Source organism: Thermoplasma sp., from assembly GCF_008709555.1.
Lineage (GTDB): Archaea > Thermoplasmatota > Thermoplasmata > Thermoplasmatales > Thermoplasmataceae > Thermoplasma.
In genome coordinates this window covers 114,711-130,004 of sequence record NZ_VYIJ01000002.1, presented here as the reverse complement: position 1 = coordinate 130,004, position 15,294 = coordinate 114,711, and the positions used below count along the sequence as shown (strand labels likewise).

The 15,294-nt window shown below is 45.4% G+C and carries 16 protein-coding genes and 1 tRNA gene; 7 read left to right on the top strand and 10 right to left on the bottom strand.

The genetic code is table 11. From position 1 onward, the window contains the following. Window positions 1–2 precede the first annotated feature (2 nt). Window positions 3–1,409: a gas vesicle protein GvpD basic region 2 domain-containing protein gene (locus tag F6Q11_RS01530; protein WP_297025956.1), complete on the bottom strand. Its 1,407-nt coding sequence runs from the start codon at window positions 1,407–1,409 to the stop codon at window positions 3–5. Window positions 1,410–1,574: 165 nt separating this feature from the next. On the opposite strand from F6Q11_RS01530, the gene mdh reads away from it, so the two are divergent. After that, a complete protein-coding gene (gene mdh, locus F6Q11_RS01525; RefSeq protein WP_297025955.1) occupies window positions 1,575–2,552 on the top strand; it encodes a malate dehydrogenase in 978 nt (325 codons plus the stop codon). A gap of 5 nt (window positions 2,553–2,557) precedes the next feature. Here the strand turns inward: mdh and queC are convergent, their stop codons facing one another. The 3 genes from queC to F6Q11_RS01510 all read right to left on the bottom strand — a co-directional run bounded on the left by queC (window position 2,558) and on the right by F6Q11_RS01510 (window position 4,584). Next, on the bottom strand, window positions 2,558–3,274 hold the full coding sequence (gene queC / locus F6Q11_RS01520) for a 7-cyano-7-deazaguanine synthase QueC (RefSeq protein ID WP_297025954.1): 717 nt from the start codon (window positions 3,272–3,274) through the stop codon (window positions 2,558–2,560). 23 nt (window positions 3,275–3,297) lie between these two features. Further along, on the bottom strand, window positions 3,298–3,771 hold the full coding sequence (locus F6Q11_RS01515; RefSeq protein ID WP_297025953.1) for a 6-pyruvoyl tetrahydropterin synthase family protein: 474 nt from the start codon (window positions 3,769–3,771) through the stop codon (window positions 3,298–3,300). 123 nt (window positions 3,772–3,894) lie between these two features. Then, the gene (locus F6Q11_RS01510; protein ID WP_297025952.1) at window positions 3,895–4,584 is read right to left on the bottom strand and encodes a fibrillarin-like rRNA/tRNA 2'-O-methyltransferase; all 690 of its coding nucleotides are present in this window, start codon (window positions 4,582–4,584) and stop codon (window positions 3,895–3,897) included. Between the two features lie 138 nt (window positions 4,585–4,722). On the opposite strand from F6Q11_RS01510, the gene F6Q11_RS01505 reads away from it, so the two are divergent. Continuing rightward, window positions 4,723–5,157, top strand: a complete 435-nt coding sequence (locus F6Q11_RS01505) for a multiprotein bridging factor aMBF1 (RefSeq protein ID WP_297025951.1) — start codon at window positions 4,723–4,725, stop codon at window positions 5,155–5,157. A gap of 445 nt (window positions 5,158–5,602) precedes the next feature. On the opposite strand, the gene F6Q11_RS01500 is transcribed toward F6Q11_RS01505, so the two are convergent. Together F6Q11_RS01500 and aspS are read right to left on the bottom strand one after the other, a co-directional pair. Next, window positions 5,603–6,547, bottom strand: coding sequence for a 3-hydroxyacyl-CoA dehydrogenase family protein (locus tag F6Q11_RS01500; protein ID WP_297025950.1), 945 nt, complete (start codon window positions 6,545–6,547; stop codon window positions 5,603–5,605). A 358-nt stretch (window positions 6,548–6,905) separates the two neighbouring features. Beyond that, complete coding sequence (aspS, locus tag F6Q11_RS01495) at window positions 6,906–8,192, bottom strand: aspartate--tRNA(Asn) ligase (protein ID WP_297025949.1); 1,287 nt, start codon at window positions 8,190–8,192, stop codon at window positions 6,906–6,908. Between the two features lie 481 nt (window positions 8,193–8,673). On the opposite strand from aspS, the gene F6Q11_RS01490 reads away from it, so the two are divergent. The 3 genes from F6Q11_RS01490 (at window position 8,674) to F6Q11_RS01480 (ending at window position 10,633) form a co-directional block, all read left to right on the top strand. Next, the gene (locus F6Q11_RS01490; RefSeq protein WP_010901355.1) at window positions 8,674–9,597 is read left to right on the top strand and encodes a transcription initiation factor IIB; all 924 of its coding nucleotides are present in this window, start codon (window positions 8,674–8,676) and stop codon (window positions 9,595–9,597) included. Window positions 9,598–9,601: 4 nt separating this feature from the next. Further along, window positions 9,602–10,204 (top strand): GMP synthase subunit A, encoded by a 603-nt coding sequence (locus tag F6Q11_RS01485; RefSeq protein ID WP_297025948.1) that lies wholly within the window; start codon window positions 9,602–9,604, stop codon window positions 10,202–10,204. Between the two features lie 171 nt (window positions 10,205–10,375). Continuing rightward, window positions 10,376–10,633 carry a PRC-barrel domain-containing protein gene (locus tag F6Q11_RS01480; RefSeq protein ID WP_297025947.1) on the top strand — a complete coding sequence of 86 codons (258 nt, stop codon included), beginning with the start codon at window positions 10,376–10,378 and terminating at the stop codon, window positions 10,631–10,633. A gap of 67 nt (window positions 10,634–10,700) precedes the next feature. Here the strand turns inward: F6Q11_RS01480 and F6Q11_RS01475 are convergent, their stop codons facing one another. Next, window positions 10,701–12,353, bottom strand: coding sequence for a glutamate--tRNA ligase (locus F6Q11_RS01475; RefSeq protein ID WP_297025946.1), 1,653 nt, complete (start codon window positions 12,351–12,353; stop codon window positions 10,701–10,703). Continuing rightward, window positions 12,334–13,299 carry an NOG1 family protein gene (locus F6Q11_RS01470; protein ID WP_297025945.1) on the bottom strand — a complete coding sequence of 322 codons (966 nt, stop codon included), beginning with the start codon at window positions 13,297–13,299 and terminating at the stop codon, window positions 12,334–12,336. Before F6Q11_RS01470 ends, F6Q11_RS01475 begins: the two co-directional genes overlap by 20 nt. 266 nt (window positions 13,300–13,565) lie before the next feature. Between F6Q11_RS01470 and F6Q11_RS01465 the strand changes: the two genes are divergently transcribed. Together F6Q11_RS01465 and F6Q11_RS01460 are read left to right on the top strand one after the other, a co-directional pair. Then, window positions 13,566–13,772 (top strand): Gar1/Naf1 family protein, encoded by a 207-nt coding sequence (locus F6Q11_RS01465; protein WP_297025944.1) that lies wholly within the window; start codon window positions 13,566–13,568, stop codon window positions 13,770–13,772. Between the two features lie 11 nt (window positions 13,773–13,783). Further along, on the top strand, window positions 13,784–14,722 hold the full coding sequence (locus F6Q11_RS01460) for a transcription initiation factor IIB (RefSeq protein ID WP_297025943.1): 939 nt from the start codon (window positions 13,784–13,786) through the stop codon (window positions 14,720–14,722). Here the strand turns inward: F6Q11_RS01460 and F6Q11_RS01455 are convergent. Together F6Q11_RS01455 and F6Q11_RS01450 are read right to left on the bottom strand one after the other, a co-directional pair. Continuing rightward, window positions 14,706–14,936, bottom strand: coding sequence for a hypothetical protein (locus F6Q11_RS01455; protein ID WP_297025942.1), 231 nt, complete (start codon window positions 14,934–14,936; stop codon window positions 14,706–14,708). The genes F6Q11_RS01460 and F6Q11_RS01455 overlap by 17 nt on opposite strands. A gap of 13 nt (window positions 14,937–14,949) precedes the next feature. After that, window positions 14,950–15,034: transfer RNA gene (locus F6Q11_RS01450), tRNA-Leu, on the bottom strand. Window positions 15,035–15,294 lie beyond the last annotated feature (260 nt).

The following is a 15,294-nucleotide window of genomic DNA, read 5'->3' as shown; positions in this document are numbered from 1 at the left end:
AATCATTCTATTTCTACAAACCTTATTTTTGGCCATCTGTTTTCATTAGGAGCTATCTGTATGAGGTATGACGACGTCTTGTTGGTCGATACGGCAGCATAACCGTTGACCGAAAAAAGATCCAGCGATATATGAGATGCCGAGAACATCTTGTCATAGGTTGTGTCATCTGCGACGATGAATATCACACCGGTGGTCCTGATATCGTCGATGACCTCTATGATCTGGTTCAGAAATTCTGGGCCGTAGACAAGATAAAGGTAGTCGGATGAGAGGAAATATACATAAGGACCCTTTGACTGTGCCAGCTTGACCTCTATTATCTCCCTGTTTATATCGTCCTTGAGCCTCACGCCCTTGAGTGATATGACGTATGGGTTGATCATATCTGACTTCGACGTGGTTATGTAGTTGTTGAGATACTTTCCAGCCAGCGATTTTAGAAGAACGGTGTATGTTTCGTATCCACTGGCAGTGACATCGATGACGCCTCGTCCTTGAATTATATTGTTTATTATCAGGTTGGTCTTGAAGAGTGATACAAAATCGTTCACCGCAGGTCCCTTGTCCTTCAGATGGAGTATGACGATGGATCCGCCCGGTACCGTATCGGTACCCTCAGGTGTCAACTTCCCGTATTCAGGATCACCCAATGAGACCTGAAATTCAGCCGGATCTGTTATCCTTGATGGTTCATACTTCGCATCCGGAAATACCAGGCTGCTCCTCATGACGCTGTTGAATTTTCCGCCTGCGAGCGAGAACATGTAGCTTGGATATGGCCCTATGGAGATGCCACGCATCTTCTCCAGAGTCAAAGATCTGATCAGCATATCGTTCTTTATATTGTAGTCGAGGCTGACCACCCCATCGGCAAAGTATTCCAGCCTCTCGTTCTGCTTTGCCTCAAGAATTGATACCAGATTGGCTCCGGATCCCTCAACCAGATCGTTCTTGAGCATCAGGAAGAGAAAATCCTCTGGTATACTGTATTCTTCTGCAATTGCATCTATGGAGTCCAGTGCTATGATGGGCCTCTCTCCAGTATGAGCGTCGACAAATTCGTACAATGAATGTATTATTGGAACGATCTTCTTAGTATCTATTATCAAACCATCATGGAGGAAATCTCCGAACTTTCCCTCCTCAACCATCTTCTCGAATCGGTTCAGATAATCCGTCTTGACCTTTCTGATCTCGCCCTCGCCGCTGAAGCGTTCTTTAATCCATGGGTAGGCATCGGCTATGGGAGATTCCGTTGACCTTGAAGATATATAATAAACTGGATGATGATCCCGGATTGAGGTCAGAAAATCAAGAATGAAGGTCGTCTTGCCAGATCCTGGCTTACCCTTTATGACCATTGACTTCCCAAATCGCTGATCGAAAAACTGTTCGAAGATATACATAATCGGATCAGTAGCCAAGTTACATCGACGCCTCCAAGATTATGTTATGTCTAACTTTTTTCTATATATTAACTTATTTGCGAATGGTTAATTTTTCCAGTTTTTTCATAGAGATTTATGCATAAAAATTAGAACAATTTTTTAATAACGAAGGGATACTCATATATGGTAAGAAAGAAGATCTCCGTTATAGGCGCCGGCAATGTCGGTGCAACGGTTGCACAGTTTCTGGCCGCGAAGCAGCTCGGCGATGTGTATCTTTTCGATGTTGTGGATGGAATTCCTGAGGGAAAGGCCCTTGATATTCAGGAGGGTGCACCACACTGGAGGTACGATCTTGATGTTATTGGTTTCAGCACCAGCGATGAGACAAAATACAAGAATATGGAAGACAGCGATGTCATAGTGGTCACTGCAGGCCTTGCAAGAAAGCCAGGCATGAGCAGGGACGATCTCTTCGACAAGAACGTTGAGATAATATCGGATGTATCGAGGAACATAAGGAAATACTCGCCGGATTCCATAATAGTTGTGGTGTCAAACCCTGCGGATATAATGGCCTATGCACTCCAAAAGTTCACCGGCATAGATCCATCAAAGATAATGGGCCTGGGCGGTTCGCTTGACAGCTCAAGGTTCAGGACGTTCCTCGCCAAGGAACTGAACGTATCGGTCGAGGATGTGAATGCCTTCGTCATAGGTGGCCACGGCGATGATATGGTGCCATTCATAAGATACTCCAGCGTTGCTGGCATACCCATAGAGAACCTACTCTCCAAAGAGAAGATCGAGGAGATAGTGAAGAGGACAAGGTTCGGTGGTGGGGAGATTGTGAACTACCTGAAGACAGGCAGTGCATTCTACGCCCCAGGTATATCGATAACAGCAATGGTTGAATCGGTCATCATGGACAAGAAGCGGGTAATTCCATGCGCGGCCTACATAACCGGTAAACACGCCGACCACTATGGAATAAGGGACAAGTTCATAGGCGTCCCGATAAAGATAGGCGAGAATGGTGTGGAGCAGATATACGATATAGATTTCAGGCCGGATGAGCTTGAACTCTGGAAGAAGAGCGTTGCATCAGTTGAGGCAAGCTCCAAGAAAGTGGATGAGTGGATAACGAAGCACGCCCACTGATCACACTATATTTTCTTTTTTTCAAGATATTTTTTGTAGAATTCAGGATATTTTTCATACTCGATGGGATCTTCTGATCCAGCTTCCATGAAACCCTTCAGTCTCAGAAGGCATGAATCGCATTCTCCGCAGGCCTTCTCTCCGCCTCTGTAGCATGACCATGTCTTGTCGTATGGAACGCCAAGGCGGATGCCCAACCTTATTATATCTGCCTTTGTGAGATACTGCAGTGGCACGTTTATGTGAATACCTCTCTTCAATCCTATCTCTGTGCCCAGCGTGAGCGCTCTCTCCATTGCATTGAAATATTCTGGTCTGCAGTCAGGGTAACCGCTGTAATCTATGGCATTTGCACCGATGAATATCTCAGTTGAATCAAGCGATTCCGCATATGCTGCGGCTATGGAGAGGAATATTGTATTTCTGGCTGGCACATACGTCACCGGTATCTCCTCCGGTATGGATTCCAGATCCCTTGAAGGGACATCTATATCATCTGTGAGTGCACTCCTGCCTATGGATCTCAGATCCACGTGGACTATCTTCCTTTCAACTCCGTAGTACCTCGCGATCTCTTCTGAACTTTTCATCTCTCTGGAATGCCTCTGTCCGTAGTCGAAGGAAATGGCATGAACCTCATAGCCCTTGGATAGCGCGTATGCCAGAACCGTGCTTGAATCAAGCCCCCCAGAGAGCAGTACGACAGCCTTCTTCTTTTCCATATTCATTCCCTCTCCAGATATCCTCAGAGAGAACCGGTATCGGAGAATACGCCCTGGCCTGGCCCCTCTTCCACAGATATCTCAATCTTCCTTATGTTCTTCTTCAGGCGGAGTTTCTCCCCCACCTTCCTGGCTATGTATGCCGATAGCTCTTCGCTTGTGGTGTTGTGGACATCACAGAGGTATACAAATTCTCCAGGAATTATCATCCTCTTATCGTTGTAACTTATTTCGTATTCGTCACGTTCTTCGATATACTTTGCTATATTTGCCTTGGCAGGCACAAGGAGCTTATGATCCATTTCATTTATGACCGATCTTATCGCGTTCTTCAACTCGATGAAGTCGATGAGCATTCCATCCACCATATCCCCCTCCACATTAACTATTATCCCGTAATCATGGCCATGCAGGCGGGAGCATTTGATGTGGGAAGGAATGAAGTGTGCGGCTGAAAACCGCATATTCGTGTACCAACCATTCACCGTCAGTCTCATGATCCCCTATAGAACATCAATATATATTATCGATGATCGGGTATACGATGAACAGTGATGGGACTTCCTCAGACAGTATGCGTGTGTATCGCCTTTGCAGGAATTCCATACCGATGATCATAATCACCGGATTTTATTGCTGTCTATGAGGATCAGATAATGATCCGTGTCGTACGGTGATAGATCTATGATCTCCCGGATGTTATAAGTTGATAACTGGTCTACAGTCTTCTTTAAAATCGATCTTGAGTCCTCCGTGGACGCTATCGATCTTGTTTTCAGTACCAGGAATGCGGATCTTGCATGGAATTCATCCATATTCCTGTTGAAGATTGCGATCTGGTTTCTCTGGGATATGTCCTGATACATCACATCAACGTGATCTATGAAGAAACGGTAACGTTCTGGAAGATTTGCATCCTCAAGTATGGGATATATATTTTCCCTTTGTTCCGAAAGATCCAGCAGTTTTGAGAACGGTTCGTAGGCAACTTCCACGGCGTAGACCCTACCATTCGGAACAAGATCCGATACATGGCTGACGGTTGTCCCGGTCGATGCACCCAGATAGAGCACGCTGCTGGATTCTGTGATTGGCATATGATGAAGTCCTTTCAATATTGCCGCTGCCAGTTTGCTGCGATCCGGTTTCCACTCGCGGTAGTTTGCATGATCGAATCTTATTATGTCCTCTCCGTACACCTTCCTGTTCTTTGCAGTCTTGGTGTATACCCTGCTTCCAATCTTCAGTATGATCTTTGAACCGTATAGGAACACGGGCTGAGAGGATCTTTTCCAGGTGCCGTCAGCCATTGTGGCTTAGCATATGTACTGAATATAAATAAATTCGTGATTCAACTAAATTCATCGATGATGCCATGTACTATGGGATCGCCATCATCATTTGACGTGGTAAAAGATTAATTATACAGATGGCATGCTTGAATCATTATGGAATGCGAGATGTGTGGTAAGAAGGTGGCGAAAACAACAAAGATCATGATAGACGGTGCCATTCTCAATGTATGCGATGACTGTGCCAAATTCGGTACACCTGTGATAGATCATAACAAGTTCAAGCCGGTGGATCCGGCCATAAGGGTGCAGCTTCCTGAGAAGCCCCAGCCAAGAACAGTCTCTTCACCAGCCAGGAAACAAGTCAGGAAGGTTAACGACGAGGATCTTGATATTGTCGAAGATTATGCTGAACTCGTCAAGAATGCCAGGGAGAAGCTTGCCATGTCTCAGGCGGACCTTGCTGCAAAGATATTTGAGAGAAAGAACGTGATCGCGAGCATTGAACGCGGAGAGTTGATGCCGGATCTGAAAACTGCTAGAAAGCTGGAAAAGATTCTCGGCATAACCCTGGTGGAAAAGGTCTCATGAGATCCAGAATAATGTGACGTAATTGCTACATAAACTCATGAGCTGTGTTTCTTAATGGCTGTAACTAGTTATTATTGAAATTAAACGATTTTAACCTTTAATACAGGAAAAGCTTATATAATGGTCTTTTTTATTAGAAATTGGGTAAGCAAGTTGAAAATAGAAATAGGGCAACGAATAGACGTTGAAGTTGAGAGGGAGGATGTTGAGCGAGTCTCAAAGGGTTCGATAATCGCCATATGGTACAACAGGGGTGTACCGATATATGTCGAGCTGTTCGTCAATAAGAGTCTTGTGTATGAGATTCGGAAGATGTTTGCCAACAACAATAGAAAGTCTGCCCTAATTTCTATCACACGGATCTCAAAGTCCAAGTACATAGTTGAGCCCACCGTCGTGGTGCTCAACAAACAGAGGACTGACATTACCCCTATGAAATAATTTTTCAATATTTATAGAAACCAATTTTGGTTTTTCTTCCCAGCTGTTTTGCCTCCCTCATCCTCCTCAGGATAACGGAAGGCTTATACATCTCACCGAAGGCCTTTTCAAGGACCTCCATGACGTCTACAACCACATCTATGCCTATCATATCTGCAAGTTCAAGAGGCCCCATTGGAAAACCTGCACCCTTCTTCATTGCGATGTCTATATCCTTTGCTGACGCTATTCCGGCGTCGAGAAGTTCTGACGCTGAGTTTATCAGGGGGATGAGGAGTCTGTTCACGATGAATCCTTCGCGCTCCTTTACCAGGACAGGTACCATGTTCTCGCGGTGGTTCTTCATATGAGATATGAGGGAAAATGCAAGATCTCTGACCTCATCAGATGTGTAGACCGACGGAACAACCTCCACCAGCGGAAGAAGATATGGAGGGTTGAAGAAGTGAAGTATCAGGGCCTGTTCAGGCCTCTTCAGGTGTCCAGCCATTTCCGTTATGCTCAACGACGAAGTATTTGACGCCACTATGGCCTTCTCTGAGAGGTCTGAGATATCAGAGAATATCCCGTTCTTAACCTCCTGGTTCTCAAATGCAGCTTCGATTATGAGGTCGCATCCAGAAAGATCAGAGTACTGGTCAGTTATCTTAACCCTCTTCAGTATGATATCTACATCCACATTTGATCTGTTGGCTGTCCTTATCTTTTCCTTCTGTTCCTCCGTTAATTTGAGGCCGTAGCCCTCAATTCTCGAGATCTCCTTCTCAGGCCTCTCATCGTTTATCCGCTTCATGTCGCTGAGTATCTTCTGAATCCTGGAATAACCTGATCTTGCCAGATCCATGTTCTGATCCTTCATTACCACATCGAACCCGTTGTAGGCGAACAGTTCAGCTATGGATGCACCCATGGTCCCGGCGCCTATTATACCGACCTTTCTGATCTCCATGGATGAATGATGCGGCAAATGGATAAATCTCTTCGCATATGTCATGAGTATCCATTTCATTTGTATCGCCCTCTGCATTCTTTGGCTATCCGCCATTCTGTCTTTGAATGGGATCATGATCTGAGAATCGCGTGTTCAGGAAAATTCAATGTAATATTCCCCCTCATCTGGCCCATTGGTATCGAGACTCAAGACAAATTATCGTGCTACAGGATAAAAAAGTTTATATATCAAAATTGTGTAATAATCATGTTGAGCAATGGGCTCGAAAAAACTCGACGACATATTGAAGGACGAAATTGGTTCGTCCGACGACATGGATAGGTTAGTCTTTGACGAAGGAAGAAGGGATAGGAGATCAAGGAACAATACGGGTTCTATCCCTAGGAAATAAGGTGGTTTCCCTTATATTGTTGAGTCCAAGAAGAATCATGGTGAGTCGTTCAAGGCCAAGGCCCCAGCCAGCGTGTGGGGGCATGCCGTATCTAAATGCATCAACGTAAAACTGAAATGAATTAACATTCAATTTTTTTTCATTGAACCTTTCTATGAGCATTTTAGGATCATGTACTCTCTGTGCCCCAGACGTGACTTCGATCTCATGATATTGCAGGTCGAATGAATTTGTCAGTCGTGGATCTTCTGTTTTTGGCATCGTGTAGAATGGTCTCACGGATGCAGGCCATTCCGTTATGAAATAGAAACCGCTGAACCTCGATCCTATTATCCTGAGATGTTCTGGAGAAAAGTCCTCACCGAAGGTGAAATCGATGCCCTCTTTCCCGATCACATCTATGCACTGTTCATATGTTATCCTTGGAAATGGGGTTTCAGGTACGCTAACGGATACCCCAAGGGCTTCAAAATCATCTGCATTGTCCCTAACCGCAATTTCTATGCCGGACCTGATGGCATTTTCCAGCATGGTCATGGCATCGTTATGGTCAGCGAAACTCATCTCGATATCTATGGAGGTGAATTCATTCAAGTGTCTAGTGGTATTATGCTCCTCTGCCCGAAAGGCCGGCCCAACCTCGAAGACACGATCAAAACCAGCGGACATCAGAACCTCCTTGTACAGCTGAGGACTCTGGTTCAAGTAGGCATCCTTTTCGAAATAGCGTACTGGGAAGAGGTCAGACCCACCCTCAGTTGCTGCGGCCACGATCTTTGGTGTGTGAACCTCAATGAATTTCTGATCATGCAGATAACTCCTTATTCCCCAGAGAAGAGAACTTTCTATGCGGAAGATAGCGGCGATGTTTCTCTTTCTCAGATCCATGAATCTACTGTTGAGCCTCGTCTCGAGATCTGCCTGAACCGGATCTACGACGGGAAGCGGTAAAGGCGCTTCTGCCTCATTCACTACCGATACCGAGGAACCGCTTATTTCGATTCCCGCTTTGCTTATGCTCTTCTTGTTTACTGTTCCTTCGACCCTTACTATGCTCTCCCTGCTGATCCTCTTTATGATATCCAGTGTTGCCTCATTATTCTTGAACGTTGCCTGTATGGTACCGGTACTGTCCCTCAATATGAGAAATGATATGTTCTTCATTATCCTGGCTTCCTGCATCCAACCGTATATGACAACGCGTGTGCCGTCTTCGAGTCCCCTGAGGGTACCTATATAGGTTCTGGGCATAGCCGTTTATTGCAAGCGTCATATTAAATTATCTCAGGCGTACATATCGCCTTCTTCGGCCACCTTCATTTGCGTGTCGTTTTCAATACGGCCGGCGTTCCCGGAAAACGATCCTTTCGGTCATTGAGTAAAACATTCTCCCAAAACATGCACCGATGTTCGATAATTGTCTGTGGATTACGTAAATCGTAGATGCCATACCTGGCAAGAAATTAAATGATTGTTCAAATAATAATACATTAGGAGTGAAATAATTTGCTCAAATGGACTTGCAAAAAATTAAAATATTTATCTGTTAAACGCACTCTATTATATTTATAACTTTTGGTATAAAATGATTGCTAAATTAATCTTCGGGTTACTTGTTCACAGAATCTGGGAATATTGCACTTAAATGCTATGAGTGTATATTATTAAGGAGTAATTAAAAATAAAAAATGTTTAAATACATCAAATGATGTAGAGGCTTTATAGTGATAAGATGACTGTTGAAGGGGAAACACCAAAGCGGTGTCCTGAATGCAATTCTGAACACCTGATAAGGGATTATGAACATGGCGAGCTCATCTGTGCGGACTGTGGCGCTGTCATTGAGGACGCCTATATCGATCAGGGACCGGAGTGGAGGGCATTTGACTCTGATCAGGACGAGAGGAGGGCAAGGACCGGATCGCCCATGACCTATTTAAGCCATGATAAGGGTCTGGCCACGGAGATATCGTGGTCCAACAAGGACTATTACGGTAAGAGAATCCCGCACAAGAATCGGGCACAGATATACAGAGTCAGGAAATGGCACCAGAGGATACGTGTTTCCAATGCAGCTGAGAGAAATCTCTCGCTGGCCCTTCAGCTCCTGAACGATATCGGAGCTAAATTGGGTATTCCGAAGGATATCAAGGAGACTGCGGCTCTGATTTATAGGAAGGCCGTTGAGAAGAACCTGATCAGGGGAAGGAGCATTGAAAGTATAGTATGCGCATCCATATACGCCGCGTGCAGAAAGGTCAACATCCCGCGCACGCTGGATGAGATATCGAAAGCCTCTGAGGTAAATAAGAAGAAAATAGGAAAGGCTTACAGGCACCTGGCAAAGGAGCTTGACCTCAACCTGAAGCCAACGACGCCATTCTCATATATCTCACAGTTCTGTAACAAGCTGGATCTGGACAAACAGGCAATAGTTATCAGTGAAGACATAGTCAGGCAGGCCATGTCCATGGGTATATCCTCCGGGAAGGGACCTACGGGCATAGCGGCTGCAGCCATATATATAGCTTCGGTGAAGGTTGGAAAGCCGAGAACGCAGAAGGAGATCGCAAGGATATCCGGGGTTACGGAAGTCACAATAAGGAACAGATACAAGGAGATAAGCAAAGCGCTCAATATATCAATATCGGAATAGGGACATGTTGAAGATATACGTTGTTGATAACGGAGGACAGTGGACCCACAGGGAATGGCGAGTGCTTCGTGAGCTTGGCGTTGATACAAAGATAGTACCAAATGATATAGATTCATCCGAGCTGGATGGCCTCGATGGCCTCGTACTGAGCGGAGGCGCGCCCAATATAGATGAGGAGATAGACAAGCTTGGCAGCGTTGGAAAGTACATCGATGATCACAGCTATCCCATCCTGGGAATATGTGTCGGTGCTCAGTTCATTGCACTCCATTTCGGGGCATCCGTTGTGAAGGCGAAGCATCCAGAATTCGGAAAGACTAGGGTTTCAGTGATACGCAGTGAGAACATCTTCAGCGGCCTCCCCGCGGAGATGACCGTCTGGGAAAACCATAACGACGAGATAATCAATCTTCCTGATGACTTTGTTCTCACAGCGTCGTCTGCAACTTGCCGGGTTCAGGGGTTCTACCACAGGAACAGACCAATATACGCAACTCAGTTTCATCCTGAAGTCGAACACACGCAGTTTGGCAGGGACATATTCAGGAATTTCATAAGCATATGTGCAAATCACAGGGAGATGCAAAAAGAAAACTATCAACACTGAATATATTTTATAGAGGTGTTGGGAATTTGGGGGAAGCGGTAATTTTCGATGGCTTCAGCTGGGGAGTAGCTCACTGAAGGCATAATGAAGTCTGATCACAAAATTTAATACGAATTTTATCGTTATCTTTATGATAGAGAAGGTAAAATCTATTCAAAGATGGTGGCTGTGGTGATTGAGGCCGAAAGAGAATTTGAAGTGACCACGTTGATAGGGAAGGACGTTTATACAATAAAAGGTATATGGGTTGGCAGGGTAGATGATATAGTGCTTGATTTTGACAAGAATCAGATCCACGGCATCTTCATCACGAACACGAATGAAAAACTGGTGAAGAATGGCGATTCGGTATCAATACCGTATGGCTATGTGAAATCCATAGGCGATATAATAATACTGAAATCGTTTCCAGACCTGATGCATATATGAAATGCTGAAGGAAGAAAATAATGATTTGTTTCATTCACGATGTTATTTCAGGCCAGTAATCTTCGAATTATGCATGTGTGAAGTATGCCACATCGTCTTTTTCGGCGAAGTTCACATATCCATACCTTTCCAGCTGCGCTATTCCGCGGTAACCGGAGGACTTTGGTTCAATAAGGCCGTTGTCCTTGGAGCCGTCTGGTTTCAGGACGGAGAATTCTCTGGACCCTTCCGGACACCAGTTTATTATCCTTGTCCTTTCGGTCATGTCAATTCCATCGTATACGATGTTATCTCCATTCTTCCTGATGTAACAGAGGTCCTTCAGCCTTATTCTCTCTCCATCCGATATGGCTGAGAAATCCTGTCCAGATATGTACACGTGACCGTTGACATCGTACTCCCTAAAACCATACTCTGGATGGGTCGGATGTAGGGGAAGCTTTGCCTTTATCTCTGGCATATTCCTTATCTCTATCCTGACAGGATCCTTCACGAATGAGAATCTGTAGGCCGTTGGATCCACGATCTCCCTGTTTATGGAATCGAATATCTCTATTGAGAATACCGCATCTATCTCCCTGAGCCCGGAGTTTATCCAGTACCTTCGGAATGTCTCCGGTCTATAACCTCTCCTGGCAAAGGCCCTGACAGTTCCAAGCCTTATATCGGACCAGCCATCGTACTGACCGCTCTGTATGCCCTTCTTCATGACCGATGTTTTTAACTTGATCCCAGGAAACTTTATCATGCCGTAATGATAATAGTAAGGCTTCTTCCAGCCGTTGTATTCAAATATGTACCTCTGTTTGTCCGTGTTTGTCAGCTGATCCTTTCCCCTCAAGACATGGGTGAGACCAAGGTAGTGGTCATCCACGGCCACGCTGAAGCTCATCATGGGGTAAACACGGTACCTGTCTCCAACCTTAGGATGCCTTGCCTCTATTATCCTGAATGCTATCCAGTCTCTCACCGATGGGTTTGGATGCCTAAGATCGGTCTTCACAACGGCAACCGCCCCCCCTTCCTTTATGGTTCCATCCAGCATCTTCTCGAAAAGTTCAAGATTCTTCTCTGGTGGATTATCGCGGTCCTTGCACGGGATGGATTCCAATCTTTTTTTCTTGAACTCTTCCCGCGGGCAGGTGCAGACATACATGTGACCGTCCTGCATCAATTTTCTTGCTTCATTGTAATAAAGATCAAAACGATCGCTCTGTATCACCATCTTGGTAACATTGACGCCCAGCCATTCCAGATCCTCTGGTATCATGTGATAGGCATCGGGGTCAATGTTCTTTGGATTGGTATCCTCGATCCTGAGAATGAGGTCTCCACCATATCGCTTCACGTATTCATCGTTGAGTATTGCCATCCTGGTATGTCCCACGTGCAGTGGACCTGATGGTGAGGGAGCCATTCTCATCACAACGCGTCCTTCCACGCCCTCGAGATCCGGCAGGCGATGATCCTCTGGCTTCTTTTCCTTCTTTATATTCGATTGATATCTCGTTTCGACAATTTCCCTGATCTCAGATGGATTCATTGAGTTGACCTCATCCACGATCCTGGCGACGAGTTCCCTGGTCGATCTTGGGTCACGCCTCATGTCTGGGATCTCGGCCATGACCTTCCCCATCACGGATTTGATGTCAGCTTTTCCCTCATGCTGGTACGCATTAATGAGTGCTATCCTGCGGATCTCATCCTCGTACATTGCCATCAGTCCTCCCGAATATTAAAAGCCTGAGCGGATCTAGGCCGCCATCAGAGTTGACAGAGATGGCTATCTCCTCTCTTCTTTCTCTGCTTATATCCATCTTCGTCTGTACCCTTATAATATTTGGGTTTATATGATCCCTTATCTGCTGGTAGAGATGTTCCTGCATTTCCGGAGAGTACAAGGCTTGATCGCTGTAGTCGAAAAGGAAGATCACAGTGCCATTTATGTGTCTTAAGGCAAGGACAGCGTTTTTCTCTATCTGGTTCATCTCGTTGAAATCCCTGTCAAGAATTCCAGGAGTATCTATGAACTGTATTCTCTCATATCCATGTTCAGCTATCCCTATGATGACCGACTTCGTTGTAAAGGGGTATGGAGCGATCTGAGGTTTCTTTGTCGTCAGTGCAGCCAGCAGCGAGCTCTTTCCCACATTTGGCATGCCAGCTATTATGTAAGTTCTGAGATTCACATCTATATCAGGGATCTTCTTCATGTAGTCTCTGCATCTGCCGAGAAACAGAAGATCCTGGTCTATCTCATGTATCAGGGATGCGAATCTGCCGTAATATGATCGCATTATTCTGTTTGCATCCTCAACCGTCTTCGCGGCCTTGATCCTCCTTATATGTTCACCGCTGATCTGTTCTATCATCTGCGACGTCCGATCTATCTTCGACAGCGATATCTTGTACTGGTCTATGTCGAACATCAAGTCTATGAGGCTGCTGTAAAATGGATGCAGGTTGTTTATAGATGGGAATTTCTTCACTAGCCTGTCAAGGAAAGCACGACTTATGCTCTCTATGGTGGATATTCTGTCCTGTACCTCCTTCTTTATGCGTTCTGCCTTGTCTGGATAGTATGGTTCCTCTATCCTGCTGGCCCTCGAAAAGGCCTTATCTATGAGCTCCTGCGATCTGAGCACGGTCGGTATCCTTAACAGCATTCTTACCTGTAGCATTACCGCCGATAAATGATTATCGTCTCGACCAGGTCCCCATAGTTTTTCCAGTGTTAATATTCAGGAGGTCTCTCCGTACCGGATCAGCTGGCATAGTGGTTAAAAGGATTATAAATCGATAATGGTTTCATTTTGTTTCCATTCGCAGCCAAAGGTGGACGAAATTTGACATCAAAGCTTTAATAAAGGAAATAAAAAACTTAAATACATTTCGTAATGTTTAAATACTACGAAGTGATATGTTACTCTGAATGCACGCGTATAAGGTAATGAATGTCAAAGGAAGAGATATGGTCATACAGCTGGACCGCCCCATAGATATGAAGACGAAGGTATATGACGCCAGTGGAAAGAAGATTGGCGTGATAGTGAAGATAATGGGGCCGGTTGATGAACCCTATGGGCTTGTGAGTCTGGATAGCCAGGGCGTGCAGGCGGATGTTGTTTATGTTAACTGAGGTGATCAGAAATGGTTGAAAATACGAAGAAGAAAAAGGTTGAAGAGATTGAGAGATGCCCCGAATGCGGTTCAACGAACCTTAATAGAGATTACGAGCATGGTGAACTTGTCTGTGGAGAGTGCGGGGCAGTTATTGAGGACGCTTATATCGATCAGGGCCCAGAATGGAGAGCATTCGATTCCGAACAGAATGAGAGCAGGGCCAGGGCTGGATCCCCAATGACATACACGATACACGATAAAGGTCTGTCTACAGATATATCATGGAAAAACAAGGATTCTTATGGAAGATCCATACCGACTAGGAACAGGGCACAGCTCTACCGTCTCAGGAAGTGGCAGAAGAGAATAAAGGTCTCAAATGCCGCAGAGAGAAACCTGTCTCAGGCGCTCCAGGAACTGGAGAGGATGGCTTCAAACCTGAGCATACCTGACGACGTCAAGGAAACAGCTGCAGTGATATACCGGAAAGCCGTCAAACAGAATATGATCAGGGGAAGAAGTATAGAGGGCGTGGTCGCCGGCGCGCTGTATGCTGCATGCAGGATAACGAATGTACCGAGAACACTTGGAGAGATTGCCTCCGTAACAAGAGTCAAGAAGAAGGAGATCGGCAGGACATACAGAATAATGAGCAGATACCTGAAGTTGAACATCATGCCGTCCAAGGCCGAGGATTATATCAGCAGGTTCTGTTCAAAGCTGAAGCTGTCCATGGAGACAAGAAACAAGGCTCTAGAGATACTTAGGGCAGCCGAAAATGCTGGGCTGACATCTGGCAAGGGGCCAACTGGCGTGGCAGCTGCAGCCATATACATAGCATCCCTGATGACAGGCGAGCGAAGGACTCAGAGAGCGGTTGCTGAAGTCGCAGGCGTCACAGAAGTTACCATAAGGAACAGATACAAGGAGCTCACAGAAAAACTCCAGCTCAACGTGGAGCAGTGAGACTCCGTATCATATTTCGGATCTTTTCAAATACCTCGTAGCTTCTGATCATATCATCAAGAAGTGAGAATACTGTACCATATTTTTTCTCTTCGATGGTTATCCTTATTTTACCGTCCACACACTCTGCGTTTATCCCACCGTAGTTATCAGGGGATATTGCAAGCAAAAAAGCATCGCAATCTTCGTCATCTATTGTAAGTTCCGATCTCATGGCCCCTCCAGAGTGCAGAGGGCCGGATTCGAACCGGCGAATCCCTACGGAGGCAGATCTTGAGTCTGCCGCCTTTGACCTGACTCGGCAACCTCTGCAACAGGATATGATATTATCTACAAGCGCTGCCAAATCTTATCGTGGGGCATAAATTTTGTGATTTTCCGTAAGTTCGTCCTGGCATCCATATTTCATGAATTCAGATTTTAAAGGAAGTGTTGAAGGTCTGGGGAAAGCTGTAATTCTAAATAGCTTCAGCGATGGGATACATGCACTTCCTCCAATGGAAAAGTCCATATTCAACACTCCTAAATCCATCGCAGTAGGGCTGGTGCACAATCGATACCTGCGGAGATCC

Bases quoted from the DNA above. Each gene is read 5' to 3' on its own strand.
- F6Q11_RS01530 (WP_297025956.1), bottom strand. From the start codon at position 1,409: ATGTATATCTTCGAACAGTTTTTCGATCAGCGATTTGGGAAGTCAATG.
- mdh (WP_297025955.1), top strand. From the start codon at position 1,575: ATGGTAAGAAAGAAGATCTCCGTTATAGGCGCCGGCAATGTCGGTGCA.
- queC (WP_297025954.1), bottom strand. From the start codon at position 3,274: ATGGAAAAGAAGAAGGCTGTCGTACTGCTCTCTGGGGGGCTTGATTCA.
- F6Q11_RS01515 (WP_297025953.1), bottom strand. From the start codon at position 3,771: ATGAGACTGACGGTGAATGGTTGGTACACGAATATGCGGTTTTCAGCC.
- F6Q11_RS01510 (WP_297025952.1), bottom strand. From the start codon at position 4,584: ATGGCTGACGGCACCTGGAAAAGATCCTCTCAGCCCGTGTTCCTATAC.
- F6Q11_RS01505 (WP_297025951.1), top strand. From the start codon at position 4,723: ATGGAATGCGAGATGTGTGGTAAGAAGGTGGCGAAAACAACAAAGATC.
- F6Q11_RS01500 (WP_297025950.1), bottom strand. From the start codon at position 6,547: ATGGAGATCAGAAAGGTCGGTATAATAGGCGCCGGGACCATGGGTGCA.
- aspS (WP_297025949.1), bottom strand. From the start codon at position 8,192: ATGCCCAGAACCTATATAGGTACCCTCAGGGGACTCGAAGACGGCACA.
- F6Q11_RS01490 (WP_010901355.1), top strand. From the start codon at position 8,674: ATGACTGTTGAAGGGGAAACACCAAAGCGGTGTCCTGAATGCAATTCT.
- F6Q11_RS01485 (WP_297025948.1), top strand. From the start codon at position 9,602: ATGTTGAAGATATACGTTGTTGATAACGGAGGACAGTGGACCCACAGG.
- F6Q11_RS01475 (WP_297025946.1), bottom strand. From the start codon at position 12,353: ATGGCAATGTACGAGGATGAGATCCGCAGGATAGCACTCATTAATGCG.
- F6Q11_RS01470 (WP_297025945.1), bottom strand. From the start codon at position 13,299: ATGCTGTTAAGGATACCGACCGTGCTCAGATCGCAGGAGCTCATAGAT.
- F6Q11_RS01465 (WP_297025944.1), top strand. From the start codon at position 13,566: ATGCACGCGTATAAGGTAATGAATGTCAAAGGAAGAGATATGGTCATA.
- F6Q11_RS01460 (WP_297025943.1), top strand. From the start codon at position 13,784: ATGGTTGAAAATACGAAGAAGAAAAAGGTTGAAGAGATTGAGAGATGC.
- F6Q11_RS01455 (WP_297025942.1), bottom strand. From the start codon at position 14,936: ATGAGATCGGAACTTACAATAGATGACGAAGATTGCGATGCTTTTTTG.